General features: G+C 65.8%; 13 protein-coding genes. 10 read left to right on the plus strand and 3 right to left on the minus strand.

Features of this window, described 5'->3' with window-relative positions; genetic code table 11:
• Window positions 1–625: 625 nt before the first annotated feature.
• The gene (locus EGM71_RS02555) at window positions 626–1,615 is read left to right on the plus strand and encodes a fumarylacetoacetate hydrolase family protein (protein WP_065179110.1); all 990 of its coding nucleotides are present in this window, start codon (window positions 626–628) and stop codon (window positions 1,613–1,615) included.
• A gap of 14 nt (window positions 1,616–1,629) precedes the next feature.
• Entirely contained in the window at window positions 1,630–2,298 is a 669-nt protein-coding gene (maiA, locus tag EGM71_RS02560) for a maleylacetoacetate isomerase (protein ID WP_188487623.1), read from the plus strand.
• Between the two features lie 46 nt (window positions 2,299–2,344).
• Here maiA and EGM71_RS02565 read toward each other — a convergent pair whose 3' ends face one another.
• From EGM71_RS02565 to EGM71_RS02575, 3 genes are all read right to left on the minus strand, one after another.
• Window positions 2,345–3,805, minus strand: a complete 1,461-nt coding sequence (locus EGM71_RS02565) for a UdgX family uracil-DNA binding protein (protein WP_188487624.1) — start codon at window positions 3,803–3,805, stop codon at window positions 2,345–2,347.
• Window positions 3,786–5,069: a putative DNA modification/repair radical SAM protein gene (locus EGM71_RS02570; protein WP_188487626.1), complete on the minus strand. Its 1,284-nt coding sequence runs from the start codon at window positions 5,067–5,069 to the stop codon at window positions 3,786–3,788. The genes EGM71_RS02565 and EGM71_RS02570 overlap by 20 nt, the downstream gene beginning before the upstream one ends.
• 129 nt (window positions 5,070–5,198) lie before the next feature.
• Complete coding sequence (locus tag EGM71_RS02575; protein ID WP_014645840.1) at window positions 5,199–6,326, minus strand: PilT/PilU family type 4a pilus ATPase; 1,128 nt, start codon at window positions 6,324–6,326, stop codon at window positions 5,199–5,201.
• A gap of 121 nt (window positions 6,327–6,447) precedes the next feature.
• On the opposite strand from EGM71_RS02575, the gene EGM71_RS02580 reads away from it, so the two are divergent.
• The 8 genes from EGM71_RS02580 to EGM71_RS02615 all read left to right on the plus strand — a co-directional run bounded on the left by EGM71_RS02580 (window position 6,448) and on the right by EGM71_RS02615 (window position 15,162).
• A complete protein-coding gene (locus tag EGM71_RS02580) occupies window positions 6,448–6,813 on the plus strand; it encodes a DUF4398 domain-containing protein (RefSeq protein ID WP_005415160.1) in 366 nt (121 codons plus the stop codon).
• The gene (locus EGM71_RS02585) at window positions 6,810–7,694 is read left to right on the plus strand and encodes a hypothetical protein (RefSeq protein ID WP_188487628.1); all 885 of its coding nucleotides are present in this window, start codon (window positions 6,810–6,812) and stop codon (window positions 7,692–7,694) included. Before EGM71_RS02580 ends, EGM71_RS02585 begins: the two co-directional genes overlap by 4 nt.
• Window positions 7,695–8,018: 324 nt before the next feature.
• Window positions 8,019–8,255, plus strand: a complete 237-nt coding sequence (locus EGM71_RS02590; RefSeq protein ID WP_005407964.1) for a YdcH family protein — start codon at window positions 8,019–8,021, stop codon at window positions 8,253–8,255.
• A 301-nt stretch (window positions 8,256–8,556) separates the two neighbouring features.
• Complete coding sequence (locus tag EGM71_RS02595; protein ID WP_075675449.1) at window positions 8,557–9,927, plus strand: pyridoxal-phosphate dependent enzyme; 1,371 nt, start codon at window positions 8,557–8,559, stop codon at window positions 9,925–9,927.
• Window positions 9,928–10,050: 123 nt separating this feature from the next.
• A complete protein-coding gene (locus EGM71_RS02600; protein ID WP_188487630.1) occupies window positions 10,051–11,226 on the plus strand; it encodes a cystathionine gamma-synthase in 1,176 nt (391 codons plus the stop codon).
• A 93-nt stretch (window positions 11,227–11,319) separates the two neighbouring features.
• Window positions 11,320–12,084, plus strand: coding sequence for an FkbM family methyltransferase (locus EGM71_RS02605; RefSeq protein ID WP_223224525.1), 765 nt, complete (start codon window positions 11,320–11,322; stop codon window positions 12,082–12,084).
• 43 nt (window positions 12,085–12,127) lie between these two features.
• Window positions 12,128–13,210, plus strand: coding sequence for an SDR family oxidoreductase (locus EGM71_RS02610; RefSeq protein WP_223224526.1), 1,083 nt, complete (start codon window positions 12,128–12,130; stop codon window positions 13,208–13,210).
• Window positions 13,207–15,162, plus strand: coding sequence for a glycosyltransferase (locus tag EGM71_RS02615; RefSeq protein ID WP_223224527.1), 1,956 nt, complete (start codon window positions 13,207–13,209; stop codon window positions 15,160–15,162). Before EGM71_RS02610 ends, EGM71_RS02615 begins: the two co-directional genes overlap by 4 nt.
• Window positions 15,163–15,176 lie beyond the last annotated feature (14 nt).

Below are 15,176 nucleotides of genomic sequence, written 5' to 3' on the forward strand. Positions count from 1 at the left end.
GAACGGACAGACGGGGGCAGATCAAACTGATCGGCTGACTCGGAGCGTTCCCGTGAACCGCGCTGCGAGAATTGGGTGCAGCCGGCACGAAGCGCAGGCTGGAATGCGTGACGAACGGCGTCGGAGTGGGGGCGGGCGAAGAGGGCGGACCCTGGTCGCCGGCGATCCCGGAGGGAAACGGACGGCCGCTGCAGACCCTGCAAGTCTAAACGATGTTCGAGACTTCGCGCAAAAAGGCCTGTTCAGGTAGGGGGGTCTCTGCAGGGCTTGCAGCCCTGCACCCGCGGAGGCCAGAGCCACGTCAACGTCAACGTCAAAAGCTGGCTTCCTGAGGGTTGGCGGGGTGGGTCCGGTTGAGGGGGTGTGAGCGGCATGGATGCCGCGACCAAGCCCCCATGGATGGGTTTACGGCGTCCCCGCAAACCCACAGGACCCCGCCATCCCACGGAATGTCCGCTGTTGCTGTTGCGTCGGCTGTTGCCTTGGCTTGAAGCAGGTGCAGGGCTGCAAGCCCTGCCGAACCCCCTCCTGCGGTAGGGTGGGACGATGCCGCGCTGCAGCTTGGCGTCGCCGCAGATTTGATTACACTTGAAACTTGTTTGCCCACGACTCCGGACACCCACCCATGAAGCTTGGTTCTTTGAAGGAAGGCGGCCGCGACGGCACCCTGATCGTCGTCTCGCGTGACCTGCGCCACGGCGTGCGCGCCACCGGCATTGCCGCCACACTGCAGCAGGCCCTGGAGGACTGGAGCCACATCGCGCCGCGCCTGAACGCCCTGTACGAATCGCTCAACGCTGGCGATGCCGATGGCGTGTTCGACCTCGACCCGCAGGCACTGGCCGCGCCGATGCCGCGCGCCTATGAGTTCGTCGATGGCAGTGCCTACCTGCCGCATGTCGAGCGCGTGCGCCGTGCCCGTGGCGCCGAGGTGCCGGAGAGCTTCTACACCGATCCGCTGATGTACCAGGCCACCAGCGCAGGCTTCTACGGCCCGCGCGACGCGGTCAAGGTGGTCAGCGAGGACTACGGCATCGACCTGGAAGCGGAGATCGTGGTGATCACCGACGATGTGCCGATGGCGGCCACCCCGGAACAGGCGGCGGGCCACATTCAACTGGTCGGCCTGGTCAACGATGTCTCGCTGCGCAACCTGATCCCGGGCGAGCTGGCCAAGGGCTTCGGCTTCCTGCAGTCCAAGCCGCGCTCGGCGCTGTCGCCGGTGTTCGTCACTCCCGACGAACTGGGCGCTGCATGGCAGGACAGCAAGGTGCACCTGCCGCTGCTGACCCACATCAACGGCCAGTGGTTCGGTGCGCCGGAGGCGGGCGTGGACATGCAGTTCAACTTCGCCCAGCTGGTCGCGCATGCGGCCAAGACCCGTCCGCTGGGCGCCGGCACCATCGTCGGCTCGGGCACCATCGCCAACGAGGACACCAGCAAGGGCGCATCGTGCTTCGCCGAGCAGCGCGTGGTCGAAACCCTGCGTGACGGCAAGCCGAGCACGCCGTTCATGTCTTTCGGCGATGTGGTCCGCATCGAGATGCTCGATGCCGCGGGCAACAGCATCTTCGGTGCGATCGAGCAGCGCATCGAACAGGCGGCCAAGCCCTGAGCATGGAGGCGGCGATGGACATCCCGGTCGACGACGGCATCGTGCTGTACACCTACTGGCGATCCAGCGCCGCGTACCGCGTACGCATCGGCCTGGAGCTGAAGGGTCTGGCCTGGGAGGCGCGGCCGGTGCATCTGGTGCGCGAAGGCGGCGAGCAGCACCTGGACGCCTATCGCGCGCTCAATCCGCAGCAGCTGGTGCCGACCCTGTTGCACGAGGGGCACGCGCTGACCCAGTCGCTGGCGATCGTGGAATACCTGGACGAGCGCTTCCCACAGGTACCGCTGCTGCCGGCCGACGCCGCCGGCCGCGCGCGGGTGCGTGCACTGGCCCAGCTGGTGGCCTGCGATATCCACCCGATCAACAACCTGCGGGTGATGCAGTACCTGGAGCGCAGCCTGAAGCTGCCGGCCGATGCCCGCGCGCAGTGGACCCTGCACTGGATCGCCGAGGGCTTCCAGGCAATGGAAGCTCTGCTGGCCAACAGCAGTGACACCGGCACGTTCTGCCACGGCGACCGCCCCGGACTGGCCGACATCTGCCTGCTGCCGCAGCTGTACAACGCACACCGCTTCGGCCTGGACCTGACGCCGTACCCGACCCTGCGCCGCATCGAAGCGGCGTGCCAGGTACTGGACGCCTTCGACCGCGCCCGGCCGGAAAACCAGCGCGACGCCGCCTGAAAGAAAAAGGGGACGGAGGGGATTAAGTCGTATATGCACTTACGACTTAATCCCCTCCGTCCCCTTTCTGCTGCAATCGGGCCAGGTCATCGCGGAACAGCCGGTAGGCATCCTCGCGCCGCGCATCGTTGGTCTGCCGCAACACCCATGCCGGGTGCACCGTGGCGTAGCCGCGCGTGCCGTCCTCGAGGGTGTGCCAGCGCCCGCGGTCGCGTGAGAGGTTGAAATCACGACCGAATACCGAGGCTGCTGCTGTCGCGCCGAGGCACACAATCACCTGCGGCCGCACGCGTGCGATCTCACCCATCAGCCAAGGGCGGCAGGCCTGGACGTGGCGGCTCTCCGGCCGCTTGTGCAGCCGCACCTTGCCGCGCCGTTCATGGTGGAAGTGCTTCACCGCGTTGGTGAGGTATAGCTGGGCGCGATCGATTCCCAGTTCCGCCAGTGCGCGGTCCAGCACCTGGCCGGCAGGTCCTGCGAACGGCTGTCCGCGCAGGTCCTCGGTATCGCCAGGTTGTTCTCCGACCAGCATCACCTCGGCGCCTGCCGGCCCCTGCCCGAACACGGTCTGCGTGGCCTGCTCCCAGAGCGGGCACTGGCGGCAGGCGCCGGCCTGTCCGCGCAGATTCTCCAGGCTGCTTGCATCGGTCGCCGATGTCGCAGCGTTCGCTCGCAGAGGAATCCGGCGCTGCGGTGCCTGCGCGGGACGGTCATGCATTTCCTGCACGCGGTCGGACGCGTCCCTCACCAGGCGTGGCAGCAATTGTGCTTCAGGCAGGTGGCGCCAGTACTTTGCCGGCATCTCCTGCATCATCATCCGTGTGTTGAGCCGTGCCGGATTGAAGATGCTCGCGTAGTAGGTCTGCCACAGCGACTCGCGTGCGTCCTCGGCCGGGGCATCCTCGCGCCGTGCGCCGGGGCCGAAGGCAAGCGCCTGTCCATCCCAGGCGACGCTGCGCGAAGGCGTGAGAATGGCCCAGCGCATGCCGGTGAAGCGGCGCGCGAAGAACGGCGCGACCCGATCGACAATGTGGTGCTGTGGCTCGAACCAGGCGATGAACGCATCAGGCTGGCCAGGCACCTCGCGGAAGCGCACGAATGCCTTCATCTTGTGCGTGTCACGGCGGACCGTCTGGGCCATGGCCATCGCCCGCAGTACGTCGGCATCGGCGGGGTTTGACAGCACCGAGCGTTCGCCATGGGTGATGCGCCACAGCAACCGGTACAGGAGGGCCATGCGCTGCCCGTCGCGATGACACAGGCAGGTGGCCGCCAGCTCCAGGAAGTCGCGCGGTACGTTCGGTGCGCCAGCATCGGCCTGCACAGGCGCCGAGGTGACCGCGGGCGCATCCAGCAGTGATGCGTCGCTGCCCTCCAGCCAGTCCAGCTGCTCCGGCGCGACGTCGCGCAGCAGGGCTTCACGCGCACCGTTGCGCCAGGCCTCCAGCGACCATGGCGGATCCACCCGCAGCGACCAGCGCTGCGCGTCAGGCCGCGGACGGTGCATCGAACAGCGAACCCTGTCGCGGGGGCGGGGCCAGCTGCGCGCGTAGCGCCGCCGGATCGTCCAGCGCCTTGCGCGGATGATGGTCAGCCAGCAGCACGAACGGGAGCAGCTTGCTCATCGGTGCCTTCAGGCGCGCGATGTCGGCCACGCGCAGCCGCGCGTGGCGGCGCGCCATCAGCAGCCGTTTTACGTTGCGCACGCCCAGCCCGGGTACGCGAAGCAGCATTTCCTTCGGTGCGCGGTTGAGGTCCACGGGAAAGCGCTCGGGATGGCGGATCGCCCAGGCCATCTTCGGGTCGATGTCCAGATCGAGCATGCCGTCCTGGGTGGTATCGGTAATCTCATCCACACCGTACCCGTAGAAGCGCAGCAGCCAGTCAGCCTGGTAAAGGCGGTGTTCGCGCTGCAACGGCGGTGGCTGCAGTGGCAGCTGCCGGCTGGCGTCCGGAATCGGGCTGAACGCGGAGTAATACACCCGGCGCATGCGGTAGTTGCCGTACAGACTCTCGGCGCTTGCCAGGATCTGCTGGTCGTTTGCCCCGTCCGCGCCGACGATCATCTGCGTGCTCTGTCCGGCCGGTGCGAAACGGGGAGGGCGCGGGCGTGCGCTGCGGCTTGCCGTCGGCGCCACCGCGGCGGGGGCCTTGCGTGCCTCCTTGGCTTCCTCGATGCGCCAGCGCAGTTCGCCCATCGCGCCGCGGATCGAATGCACCGTCTTCTCGGGCGCCAAGGCGCTCAGGCCGGCTTCGGTCGGCAGTTCCACGTTGATGGACAAGCGGTCGGAATAGCGCCCGGCACTGGCCAGCAGTTCCGGCGAGGCCTCGGGAATGGTCTTGAGGTGGATGTAGCCGGCGTAACGGTGTTCTTCGCGCAGCTGCCGGGCAACCTCCACCATCTGTTCCATGGTGTAGTCCGCATTGCGGATGATCCCGCTGGACAGGAACAGGCCCTCAATGTAGTTGCGCTTGTAGAAGTCCAGGGTGAGCGCGACCACCTCGTCCACGCTGAAACGTGCTCGGGGCACGTTGCTGGAAACCCGGTTCACGCAATAAGCGCAGTCGTAGATGCAGAAGTTGGTCAGCAGGATCTTCAGCAACGAAACGCAGCGGCCATCGGGTGTGTAGCTGTGGCAGATGCCCATGCCTTCGGTGCTGCCGATACCGCCACTGGCGCGAGAATCGCGCTTGCCCGAACCGCTGGAGGCGCAGGAGGCGTCGTATTTGGCGGCGTCGGCCAGAATGGCCAGCTTGCGGATGGTTTCCATTGAGGAAACCTACGGATGAGAGGTCTCATTGGATGAGACCGCCCCTGAACGCTTCAGAAGAGGGGGCGGAGGGAGCGACGTCGCAAGTGCATATACGACTTAATCCCCTCCGTCCCCTTTTTCGTGCGGTCAGAAGCCGTGGGTGATGCTGGGCGCGCCTGCCGAGAAATCGGCGTACGGGTCGTGCTCGCCGCTGCTGCCCTCGGACAGGCGGAACTTCAGGGCCAGGCCATCGCGCGAGTCGGCCGCGCGCAGCGCTTCCTCCTGCTCGATGATGCCGGCCTTGGCCAGCCGGAACAGGCACTGGTCGAAGCTCTCCATGCCTTCCTCCAGCGAGCCTTCCATCGCCGCCTTGATCTCGTGCACCTGGCCGCGACGCAGCAGGTCACGGATCATCGGCGTGTTGATCAGCACCTCGGTGGCTGGCAGCCGGCGGCCCTCCTTGTTCTTCACCAGGCGCTGGCTGATCACCGCGCGCAGGTTCAGCGCCAGGTTCATCAGCACGTTCTTGTGCGCGCTTTCCGGGAAGAAGTTGAGGATGCGCTCGATGGTCTGGTCGGCGTTGTTGGAGTGCAGTGTGGCCAGGCACAGGTGGCCGGTTTCGGCGAAGGCGATCGCCGCCTCCATCGTTTCCGCATCCAGGATTTCGCCGATCAGGATCACGTCCGGCGCTTCACGCATGGCGTTCTTCAGCGCGTTGTGGAAGGCATGGGTATCCAGCCCGACCTCGCGCTGGTTGACGATCGACATCTTGTGCTTGTGCAGGTACTCGATCGGGTCCTCGATGGTGAGGATGTGACCGGTGGTGGTGCTGTTGCGGTGGTCGATCATCGACGCCAGCGAGGTGGACTTGCCGGAACCGGTGGACCCCACCACCAGCACCAGCCCGCGTGGGGTCATGATGACGTCCTTCAGCACCTGCGGAAGGTTCAGCTCCTCGATGCTCGGGATGCGGCTGCGGATGGCGCGGATGACCATGCCGACTTCACCCCGCTGCTTGAACACGTTGACGCGGAAGCGCCCGGCATCGGGCAGGGCGATGGCCATGTTGAGCTCCAGCTCGCGCTCGAACTGCGGCACCTGGCCTTCGTCCATCAGCGAGTAGGCGATCTTCTTGACCATGCCCGGCGGCAGGCCGGTGTTGCCCAGCGGATAAAGCTTCCCCTCGATCTTGATGTAGACCGGTGCCCCGGTGGTCAGAAACATGTCCGAAGCGTTCTTTTCGGTCATCAGCTTCAGGAAGTAGCCGATATCCATTGCGAATTTTCCCCAACGAAACGGCCGACGCCCGTTGCCAGCACGGTGTCGGCTTGACGACAATGGCCGTGAACCGACAACCGGTACGGCCTCCCCAATGAAACGACTTAGCTTCGCACGAATGCGCCATGGCCTGTATGTGATGGCGTTTGCATTCGCACTGTCTGCCCCCGCCTGGGCGCAGGACGCTGCCCTGGAACTGGCCCAGGCCCGGCAGGCGGTCGACAAGGCCACCCAGGCCGATGCCGACCAGTACGCCCCGGACCTGATCGGGCTGGCCCGGCAGGGGCTGGAACAGGCCCAGCGCGCCGCCGGCGACCGCCGCGAGCGCAAGAACGCCCCGGCGATGGCCCTGCGCGCTGCCGCCGATGCCGACCTGGCCCGCGTCCGCAGTGAGGAAGCCACCGTCACCGCGCAGCTGCAGCTGCGCCGCAACGAGGTCAACCAGCTGCAACGCCAGCTGTCGACCGGGGAGGATCGCCGGTGAAGCCGATGACCGCTGCAACCCTGGCCGCGCTGTTGGCGCTGCCGACCCTGGCCATGGCCGCCGAGAACCCGATGGTGGCGCAGCTGAGCCAGCGCTTGATGGCCATCCAGGCCAACCCAGACACCGCTGAGCTGGGCGCCTTCGAGCGCATGCAGGCGCAGCAGGCGATCGCAACCCTGGACAAGGCCAAGCGCCGCGACCAGGAGCTGGCCACCTACCTGGCCGAGCGCCGGGTGGAGATTGCCGAGACCGCCGTGCGCACCGCGATGGCCGCGCGCGAGGTCGACCGCCTGGAGCGTACCCGCAGCGACCTGCTGATCGAAGCCAGCCGCCGCGACGCCGCCCGTGCCCGCCAGGAAGCCGAGCAGCTGCGCATGCAGGCGCAGATGCAGGCGGAGGAGGCCGAACGCCTGCGCCAGGCGGCCGAAGCCGAGACCCTGGCCCGCCAGGACGCCGAGAACGCCCTGACCAGCGTGGCCGGCAAGCAGCAGCAGCGCCTCAGTGCCGCCCAGCAGAACGCCGCCAAGCTGGCCCGCGAGGAAGCCGAACTGGTGTCCGGGCAGAAGCTGCCGGGTTCGAAGTTCGATGGACGTGGCGAAGTCTTCACCTTCAATGGTGACGCGTTCGCCGCAGGTGCCTCCAGCCTGTCCGGCGGCGCCCGCAACCAGGCCAAGGCACTGGCCGAGTACCTGAACATCGGCAAGAAGGGCCGCCTGCGCATCGAGGCCTACGACAACGCCAATGGCGTGGGCCAGAAGCGTGCCGAAGCGCTGCGCGATGCCCTGGTCGCCGCCGGTGTCGCCAGCAACCGGATCCAGGTCAGTGGCAAGAAGGCCGCCTCCACCCGGGCGCGCTCGGCCGAGGTCATCATCGCCCCGTAATGCATTGATATTGTTTGTTTTTCGTTGCGATGAGCATTCAGCCTGAACCCCGCCCCGGCGGGGTTCGGTCTTTTTGACGCAGGGGCCTTGTACCCCGCCTTGAGCAGGCGTAGGGTCAATCGTCCGGGACGCAATGCCGCGGACCGGACGATGGGAGGGCCGGGCCGATGCAAGCAGGGCGCGAACCGCAGCAGATCGACGTGCGCAGGCCAGTGCCGCAGGTCGTTGCAGGCGTCCAGGTGGCCATCGACCGGCGCTCCTCCATGAACAACGCCCCGTGCCTTGCGGCCGGGGCGTTCGTGTATCTGTCGAAGGAGGTCCATCATGTTTGAAGATCAGCCCCAGAGCGAGATCGACGCCCGTCGCGCGCGTGATCCGGAGTTCAGGGCACTCCATGACCAGCACCGCAAGTTGAACAAGAAGTGCATGGACGCGGAGTTGGGTGTACTCCCGATCGATGATGTCACCCTGGGTCGCATGAAGCGTGAGAAGCTGCTGGCCAAGCAACGACTTCTGCGAATGTACGAAACACCGCTCCCAACGACGTCCCCCACGCTTTGACGCACCCCGTCGCGCCCGGAACGGCGTGACCCGGCCATCGATGGCCCCGCCGGGCGTTCCTGCCCCGGCATCGCGGCACCGCCGATGAGGCGGCCGCGCCAAGGCACCACAGGCGGTGGTGCCTTGGCCTGCAGGCACAACTCACCGATGCGGGCGGTACCGGTCTCCTCGTCGATCCGGGGCCGCCCGCATCCCTTTATGGGGCAGGCGGGCGGCATGCCTGCACCGACCTGACAATCAGCGCCATCCGTCGGATAATCATCGGTCCGGCCCTGCGTGGCGCGAATCGAAAGTCCTCCGAATGCCCATCCATTCTTCCGTCCTCGAACTCATCGGCCAGACCCCGATCGTCAAGGCCCAGCGCCTGGACACCGGCGTCTGCGAGCTCTACCTGAAGCTCGAGAGCGCCAACCCGGGCGGATCGATCAAGGATCGCATCGGCCTGTCGATGATCGAGGCGGCGGAGCAGCGGGGTGACCTGAAGCCGGGCGCGACCCTGGTCGAGGGCACGGCCGGCAACACCGGCCTCGGCCTGGCCCTGGTGGCCCAACAGAAGGGCTACAAGCTGATCCTGGTCGTTCCCGACAAGATGAGCCGGGAAAAGATCTTCAACCTGAAGGCGATGGGCGCCGAAGTGCGCCTGACCCGTTCGGACGTCGCCAAGGGCCACCCCGAGTACTACCAGGACCTGGCCAAGACCATTGCCGAGCAGACCCCGGGCGCCTACTTCATCAACCAGTTCGGCAACCCGGACAACCCGGCCGCGCATGAGTTCGGCACCGGCCCGGAAATCCTCGAGCAGATGGGCGGTGATCTCGACGCCATCGTGTTCGGCTGCGGCAGCTCCGGCACCATGACCGGCCTGTCGCGCGCGTTCGCCAAGCTGTCGCCGAAGACCGAGCTGGTGCTGGCCGATCCGGTCGGCTCGATCCTGGCCGAGTACATCAACGACGGTGTGCTCAACGACAAGTCGGGCAGCTGGCTGGTGGAAGGCATCGGCGAGGACTTCCTGCCGTCGATCTCCGACTTCAGCCGTGTCACCAAGGCCTATGCCATCAGCGATGCCGAGAGCTTCCACACCGCGCGCGAGCTGCTGGGCAAGGAGGGCATCCTGGGTGGTTCGTCCACCGGCACCCTGCTGGCCGCCGGCCTGAAGTACTGCCGCGAGCAGACCACGCCGAAGAAGGTGCTGGTGCTGGTGCCGGACACCGGCAACAAGTACCTGTCGAAGATGTACAACGACTACTGGATGCTGGACAACGGTTTCCTGCAGCGCCCGCAGCACGGCGACCTGCGCGACCTGATCCTGCGCCCGTATGGCCAGCGCGACACCGTGGTGATCGGCCCGAACGACCTGCTGACCACCGCCTACCAGCGCATGAAGCTGTACGACGTCTCGCAGCTGCCGGTGATGGACGGTGAGCAGCTGGTCGGCATCGTCGACGAAAGCGACGTGCTGCTGCATGTCTATGGCGATGAAGCGCGCTTCCGCGACACCGTCGCCACCGCGATGGTCAGCAAGCTGGACCGGCTGGACGTGAAGTCGCCGATCGAGGCCCTGCTGCCGGTGTTCGACCGTGGCCAGGTGGCGATCGTGATGGACGGTGACGCCTTCCTCGGCCTGATCACCCGCATCGACCTGCTGAACTATCTGCGCCGTCGCGTGCAGTAAGCCGCTGATCACTGCAGATCGCCACTGAATTCCGGTTTATTTGCGTCAAAGCTTGTTAAGGCTGCGCTGATAGACTCCCGATCCTTTGACGGCGCCGCACGTCGGCGCCATTCAGGAAACGACATGTCCAACTCCTCTTCGCCCGACCGCGCGCTGGCCCTGGCCACGCTGGCCATCCACGGCGGCCAGTCGCCCGATCCCAGCACTGGCGCGGTGATGCCGCCGATCTACGCCACCTCGACCTATGCCCAGTCCAGCCCGGGCGAGCATCAGGGCTTCGAGTACTCGCGTACGCACAACCCGACCCGCTTCGCCTATGAGCGCTGCGTGGCCTCGCTGGAAGGCGGCACCCGTGGTTTCGCCTTCGCCTCGGGCATGGCGGCCAGCTCGACCGTGATCGAGCTGCTGGACGCCGGCAGCCACGTGGTGGCGATGGATGACATCTACGGCGGCAGCTTCCGCCTGTTCGAGCGCGTGCGTCGCCGCACCGCCGGGCTGGATTTCAGCTTCGTCGACCTGACCGATCTGGCTGCATTTGAAGCCTCCATCACGTCGAAGACGAAGATGGTGTGGATCGAGACCCCGACCAACCCGATGCTGAAGATCGTCGACATCGCCGCGGTCGCCGCCATCGCCAAGCGCCATGGCCTGATCGTGGTGGTCGACAACACTTTCGCTTCGCCGATGCTGCAGCGTCCGCTGGAACTGGGCGCGGACCTGGTCCTGCATTCGGCCACCAAGTACCTCAATGGCCACTCGGACATGGTCGGCGGCATGGTCGTGGTCGGCGACAACGCCGAACTGGCCGAGCAGATGGCCTTCCTGCAGAACTCGGTGGGTGGCGTGCAGGGCCCGTTCGACAGCTTCCTGGCCCTGCGTGGCCTGAAGACCCTGCCGCTGCGCATGAAGGCGCACTGCGCCAACGCGCTGGCGCTGGCCCAGTGGCTGGAAAAGCACCCGGCGGTGGAGAAGGTGATCTACCCGGGCCTGCCGTCTCACCCGCAGCATGAGCTGGCCGGCAAGCAGATGGCCGGCTACGGCGGCATCGTCTCGATCGTGCTCAAGGGCGGGTTCGAGGCGGCCAAGCGCTTCTGCGAGAAGACCGAGCTGTTCACCCTGGCCGAGTCGCTGGGCGGCGTGGAAAGCCTGGTCAACCACCCGGCGGTGATGACGCATGCGTCGATCCCGGTGGCGCGGCGGGAGCAGCTGGGGATCAGCGATGCGCTGGTAAGGCTGAGCGTGGGTGTTGAAGAATTGGGGGACCTGCAGGTGGATCTGGAGAGGGCGCTGGCGGTATAGGCCCCCACCTGTGGGCGTGACATGGTGCAACTGCAACCTGGAGCAGCAATGAGCGCATTTGACCGTGGAGACGGGGACAGCATAGTGTCGCGCGTGCCGAAAGGTATCCAGGGTTGGCGCGTGGAGCGCGTTGCCACCGATGCTGGCGACCTTTGGTTTCCAGTGGAAGATCAGGTGATGCGCGAGCATGCCCGCAACAGCGGGCACTGGGACGCCGAGGTTGGCAAGGTGCTGCTTGACGCAGCAAGGAACCGCGCCGAGGGCGTGTTCATCGATGTCGGCGCAAATGTGGGCTATTTCTCCTGCCTGCTGTCGAAGCGGTATCCCGCCTTGCGCACCCTGGCGTTCGAGCCGCAGCCGAGGATGAGTGATCTGCTTCGGCTCAACGTCTGGCCGCACGGTGATCGCGTCCGCGTGCATGCCTGTGCGCTGGGTGAGGCACGCGGTGTCATCGGGCTGCGCAGCTCGCCCAACAACCTGGGCGATACCCGTGGCGTGGATGACGATGCCGTGGACATGCTGGTGCCCTGCATCAGCCTGGATGCCCTGTATCCGGAGTTGCAGGCCGACGTCGTCAAGATCGACGTGCAGGGGTACGAGCTGCAGGTGCTGCGTGGCATGACCGGCGTGATCGCGCGATCGCCGGGCATACGCATCGTCGTGGAATTCAGCCCGGCGCTGCTGCGTGCCGAGCACATCGACCCCCTGCAGGCGCTGGATGCCTATCGCGCGTTCGGCCTGCGCCTGCTGGTGATAGGGGATGGCTCGCTGCAGGAATTGAACAACGGCGAGATTCTTCGCCACTGCGCAACTGCCGGCCCGTCGGGCCAGGTAGATCTGTTGCTATCCCGCGACTGAAAGATGTTGCGTGGCAACGGCCACTAGAACGAACAAGGAATTGATGACAATGCAGAAAGCAGTAATCGTCACAGGCGGCGCAGGTTTCATCGGGTGCGCACTCTCCGCGCACCTCAAGCAGTTTGGATTGCCGATCGTTGCGGTGGACAACCTGCATCCGCAGATTCACGCAGAATCCCGTCGCCCGGATGCTCTTGACCCCAGCGCCGAACTTTACATTGGCGATGTGACAGAAATGCAGACGTGGGAGCAGGTGTTGGACCGTTGGCATCCGTCCATCGTGGTTCACCTTGCGGCAGAAACCGGCACTGGGCAGTCATTGACCGAGGCGTCGCGTCACGCGCACGTCAATGTCGTGGGAACCACGGCAATGATCGATGCGTTCTCGGCCCGCAATCTGGTGCCTGACCATGTGCTGCTGGCCTCCAGTCGCGCGGTGTATGGCGAAGGCGCATGGCTGGATGCCGATGGCACGACGTTCTATCCGCCGCCGCGTTCGCATGCCGTGTTGGCACGGGCACAGTGGGACGCGGTCTCCCCTTCGGCCACCGGTCCGGCGCAGCCCCTGCCGCATCGCGCAGACGCTGTGTTCCCGGCCCCGACCAGCGTGTATGGCGGCACGAAGCTGGCGCAGGAGCACATCCTTGCAGCCTGGTGTGGTGCGATGCAGGTGCCGCTGTCGGTCTTCCGCCTGCAGAACGTGTATGGGCCGGGCCAGTCACCCTTCAATGCCTATACCGGCATCATCACGCTGTTCCACCGTCTGGCGCGCAAGGGGCAGGCGCTGGATATCTATGAAGATGGATTGATCGGGCGTGATTTCGTCTACATCGACGACGTGGTGGCTGCCTTGATCGCAGGCCTGCGCAGTCCGCCGTCGAGTGTACGTACTCTTGACGTTGGCAGCGGCGTGGTCACCACCATTGCCGATGCCGCCCGGGCGATCGCAGCCATGCACGACGCTCCGGCCCCGGTGGTCTGCGGAAAGTTCCGCGATGGCGACGTGCGCTGGGCGGTTGCCGATGCGGCGCCGCTGGCAGCCTCTCTGGATGTGCATGCCCAGGTGTCCTTCGACGAAGGCGCGCGCCGCGTTGGCCAGTGGCTGATCGAGCGGGGGTACGCATGAGCCAGTCTGCGTCCATGGACGAGCCCTGCGCTGTCGTCACCCTGGCGGCGATCACGGGCTCACCGAGGGACTGGCTGGATTCGGTACGTTCGCTGGAGAACTTGCATGACAGCAACGGCTGCTTCATTGCTGCCTGGGACAACGTAAACGCAGAGCGCTGCTTCAAGGGTGCCAAGGCACAGCTCATGCCGACGTGGACGTTGTCGGCGGGCATGGCCGTTGTGCTCGAACAGCATCCTGGCCTCGAAGCGGTGCTCGTGGCCGGCTCTCCGGTGGCGGTGCCGCCCGCATTGCTGCAGCGGGCGCTTGCCTGGATGCGCGACGATCCGCGTATCGCATCGGTATCGTTCCTGTCCAATGCTGCTGGAACGCTGAGCTTCCCCTACCGTAACTCGCCCACGCCCTATGGAATCGGTGGTATGGATGAAGCGGCAGTGTGCGAGCGCCTCCGGCAGACCTTGCCGGACAGTGGGCCGGTGTCGCTGCAGGTTCCGGTGGGGCCGGTCGTGCTGGTCAACGCGTCTGTTCTGCGTGCGTTGGGGGGATTGGACGACCAGCGCGACAATCTGGTTTCGCTGTCACTGGCTGAGTTCGGTCTGCGCAGTGCGCGCCGCGGCTTCCGCCATGTGCTTGACGCTGGCAGCTATGTGACCGCGCAGTGGACGGGTACGGGTGCTCCCGTGGAAGCGACCGAAGATCCGGCGTCGCGCGCGTCGTTGCATGCTGCGGATGCCAGTTTCCCAGCCTTGCATGACGAGCTTCGTGCATCGGCGAAATCGCCGTTGGCAATCGCCCTGGACGTTGCCAGGTCGAAGGTGCAGGGGCTGCGCATTCTGATCGATGGCTCCTGTCTGGGGCCGATGGAGATGGGAACCCAGGTGCAAACGTTGGCGCTGGTGCGCGCTTTGCTGCGCCGCGAAGATGTCAGTCGGGTGATCCTGGCCGTGCCGCACGGTCATCTCCCAGTATATGCCGCCGACCTGATGCTGCAGCCGAAGGTCAACCTCTGCAATGCGGCGAACCTTCGCTTCGAGGGTGCTGACGAAGTGGACATACTGCATCGCCCCTTCCAGCCCGACAGCCTGATCCCGTGGGATCGTTGGCGCCAACTCGCCAAGCGCACGGTGGTGACCCTGCAGGACCTGATTGCCTATCGCATCGGCAGTTACCACGACAGCGGCGAGCGTTGGCTGCAGTACCGAGGCAACATCGAGACTGCTTCGCGCAACGCTGATGCGATCATCGCCATTTCTGCCGACACCCGCGATTCCCTCGTTGAAGAGCGGCTGCCGATCGACCTCCAGCGTATCCACATTGCGAAGAATGGCGGCGATCACCTGGCGGATACCGATGTGGAACAGATTCCGGCGGAGCTGGTGGCTCGTGGCATGGCCGCGATGCCCTTCCTGCTCGTGCTTGGCGCCAGCTACTCGCACAAGAATCGTGACCTGGCCATCCGTACCTGGAACACCCTGCGCAAGCGTGGGCATGCCATCGGGCTGGTATTGGCAGGTGCCGTCGTTGCCAAGGGATCGTCCCGACAGGAAGAGGCTCTGGCAAGGCGGACGTCGGACGAAGATGCGCTGCTGGTACTGCCGGACGTCAGCAGTGCCACGCGTAACTGGCTGCTGCGCCATGCGGCCATCGTGCTGTATCCAACATCCGCCGAGGGATTCGGCCTGGTGCCCTTTGAGGCCGCAGCCATGGGCACGCCCACGGCCCATGTGAACTTCGGGCCGTTGCGTGAGCTGATTGACTCACCGGAACTGCCGCGCGACTGGGACCCGGAGCACATGGCCGACTACTGCCAGCAGTTGCTGGAAGATCCGCAGCAGGGCGCACGCAACATCCGTCACATCCTTGCAAGTGGTGCCCCGCTGACCTGGGACGCAACCGCCACTGACCTGGTCCACGCCTACCGCCAGATCCTGGCTGGCGCACCGCGCCATTAATGGAAGATTGAACG

This window comes from Stenotrophomonas maltophilia, from assembly GCF_006970445.1.
Classification (GTDB): Bacteria; Pseudomonadota; Gammaproteobacteria; order Xanthomonadales; family Xanthomonadaceae; genus Stenotrophomonas; species Stenotrophomonas maltophilia_AU.